The organism is Trebonia sp., assembly GCF_049794275.1.
Taxonomy (GTDB): domain Bacteria; phylum Actinomycetota; class Actinomycetes; order Streptosporangiales; family Streptosporangiaceae; genus Trebonia.
In genome coordinates this window covers 1-2,896 of record NZ_JBARCR010000184.1, presented here as the reverse complement: position 1 = coordinate 2,896, position 2,896 = coordinate 1, and the positions used below count along the sequence as shown (strand labels likewise).

Sequence of the window (2,896 nt, the reverse complement as noted above, 5' to 3'; positions counted from 1 at the left end):
CGGAAGTAGCCGTCGGCCGCCTCGAGGGCGCCGTCGCCGGCGAAGTACGGCCAGTCGTGCCAGTCCTTGGACTCCGGGTCCCTGTTGTACTTGGCGTAGTACGTCGAGACGAACCGCTCCGGCTGGCCCCAGATCGTCTGGAACACGCCCGGCCATGGGGCGCGGATGCAGATGTTGCCCGCCTTGCCGCTGCCCCTCGGCACCTCGTTGCTGTCCTCGTCGAGGATGACGGGATAGATGCCGAGCGCCGCGGGCCCGCAGCTGCCCGGCTTCATCTTGTCGATGCCGGGGAGCGTCGAGCCGAGGAAGCCGCCGGTCTCGGTCTGCCACCAGGTGTCGGTGATGGCCGCCTCGCCCTTGCCGACGGTCGCGTAGTACCAGCGCCACACCTCGGGCTCGATCGGCTCGCCGACCGTCGTCATGGTCTTGAAGTGGTAGTTGTACTTGGCGGGCTCGTCCGGTCCCACCTTGCGCAGCATCCTGATCGCGGTGGGCGAGGTGTGGAAGATGTTAACCCCGAGCTGCTGGGCGATGCGCCACGGCCGGCCGGCGTCCGGGTAGTTCGGGGTGCCTTCGTACATCACGCTCGTGGTGCCGAGGGCGAGCGGCCCGTAGACGATGTAGGAGTGCCCGGTGATCCAGCCGATGTCCGCCATGCACCAGTAGGTGTCGTCCGGGTGGATGTCCTGGTAGTACTTGGACGTCCCGGCCACGTACGACATGTAACCGCCGATGGAGTGCTGGCAGCCCTTCGGGCGGCCCGTCGTGCCGGACGTGTACATCAGGAACAGCGGGTCCGTTGCCGCCAGCCGCGCCGGCTCGACGATCTCGCCCTTGTGCGCGGCCAGCAGGTCGTCAACGAAGACGTCCCGCCCCTCGACCATCGGGGTCTTGGCCGAGTACTGGCCGGGGTAGCGGCGGAAGACGAGAACCTTGTCGACCTGCTGGCCCTCCTTGGCCGCGGCCTCGACAGCCTCGTCGGCCTTGACCTTGTGGTCGAGCAGGTCACCGCTGCGGTAGTAGCCGTCCATCGTGACGAGCACGGTTGAGCCGGAGTCGGCGATCCGGTGCCCGGCCGCCGTCCCGGAGAACCCGGCGAAGACCTGCGAGTGAACGACGCCGAGCCGGGCGGCGGCCAGCATCGCGACCGGCAGTTCCGGCACCATCGGCATGTGGAACGTGATCCGGTCGCCTGCCTTGAGCCCCAGTTCCTTGAGCACGGCGGCGAACTCGTTGACCCGGACGTACAGCTCCCGGTAGGTGATCGCCTGGTGCGCCTCGCTTTCTGGCTCGGGGAGCCAGATGAGGGCCGCCTTGTTCGGATGGGTCTCCACGTGCCGGTCGACGCAGTTGTACGAGGCGTTCAGCTCACCGCCGACGAACCACTTCCAGAACGGCGCGGTGGACGTGTCGAGGACCGTGTCCCAGGGCTTGTACCAGGTCAGAAGGTCAGCATAGGCAGTGAAGCAGTCCGGGAACTTGTCTTCGGTGAACTGGTCACGGATGGCAGGATCGGAGGCATTCGCCTGTGCGGTGAGCGCGGCCGGCGGGTCGTAATAGTTTTCCTCGCGCCAGTGCACCGCGATCTGTGCCTCGGAGGATTCGTTCGTCTCGTCGTCAGTCACGTCGTTCAGATCGTCAGCCATCTGTTATGTCCCTCGCATCCCTTCGCCTGGCGGCGTTGCCACTTGTCATGTTGGGCGCAAAAACCAATTTAACGCGCGGCAGCGCCCGCCACCACGGGGAGCGGAGAGACTTGATCGTTTACGACTGTCAGCCGGGGCTAACGGTGGCCTGGCGTGGCCAGGCGATCATCGTGAGTGCCGGAGTGCCGACCTCGGGAAAGGTTTCTTCCATTCCGGTGATGTGCATGATCCGCAGCAGTGAGGGGCGGGCGGCGGCGAGCTCGACGGAATGGCCGGAGCGCCGGGCGTGCCCCGCCACGCGGGCGAGCACCCCGAGCCCGGCCGCGTCGCAGAAGGTCAGGTCGGCCAGGTCCACGGTGACCGGACCCTGCTGGCTGTCCACGACGTCGCAGAGATAGGCGAACGCCCGGTCCGCGGTCGCGATGTCCAGCTCACCCCGTAGCTGAACGGTCGCCTTGCCGTCGGTGGTCACTTCGTGGGCAAGCTCTAGTTGCATGGCGTCTGCAATGTCGATGGTTGCCGCCACCTTCTCGTTACTCCCCCGGTCAAGCGCAGCACGGTCCTCCTCGACACGGCTCGCGCGGATCATCAGATTTCCCCTCCTACATGCTAGTGAAGCCAGCTCCCCGATACAGCAACGTCGTAGAATTTCGTCATATCTCAACACGTCTCCCGGCGCCTGCCGCCCGGTGCCTGGGATGTGCCCGCACCACCAGTGAAGGACGCGAAGCTGATGGCGGCCCGGCTAGTTACTGAGTAATACGTCTGAACCGCCCGAATGGTTCTCTCTTTCGGCAGCTAATTCCCTAGGTGAACCACTGGGCACTCCTGGTCACAGCAACGGGCACTTTCCCGGCATACTGGTATCCCTGCGCAACTGGGGTGTTGTGCGCCTGGACGGGACAAGGGGTGAGCAAGGATGCGCATCCGGGGCAGCGTGGCGATCGACCTAGGCACGGTCAACACGCTCGTCTGGGTCGAGGGCCGCGGGCTGGTGCTCGAGGAACCGTCCGCGATCGCTATCGATTCGACCACTGGGTCGGTGACGGCAATTGGCGCCGCCGCCGATGTGCTCTCCGACAAAGAGCCGCAAGACATCAAGGTTCTCCACCCGTTGCGCGACGGCGTGATCGCCGACCTGGAGGCGACGGCGGCAATGCTGCACGGCTTCCTGCGCAAGGCCCGGCCGCGCAACGGGCTGCTGCGGCCGCGCGCGCTGGTCTGCGTGCCGAGCGGCGCCACCTGGGTGG

General features: G+C 66.2%; 3 protein-coding genes. 1 reads left to right on the top strand and 2 read right to left on the bottom strand.

What is annotated here, in order from left to right; genetic code table 11:
- Window positions 1–1,646, bottom strand: a 1,646-nt coding sequence (locus WA805_RS05295) for an AMP-binding protein (protein WP_425241784.1), incomplete at its 3' end; no start/stop codon positions are given.
- A 127-nt stretch (window positions 1,647–1,773) separates the two neighbouring features.
- Entirely contained in the window at window positions 1,774–2,235 is a 462-nt protein-coding gene (locus WA805_RS05290) for an STAS domain-containing protein (RefSeq protein ID WP_422276611.1), read from the bottom strand.
- 330 nt (window positions 2,236–2,565) lie between these two features.
- On the opposite strand from WA805_RS05290, the gene WA805_RS05285 reads away from it, so the two are divergent.
- A partial coding sequence (locus tag WA805_RS05285; RefSeq protein ID WP_425240170.1) for a rod shape-determining protein occupies window positions 2,566–2,896 on the top strand: 331 nt, incomplete at its 3' end.

Bases quoted from the DNA above. Each gene is read 5' to 3' on its own strand.
- WA805_RS05290 (WP_422276611.1), bottom strand. From the start codon at position 2,235: ATGATCCGCGCGAGCCGTGTCGAGGAGGACCGTGCTGCGCTTGACCGG.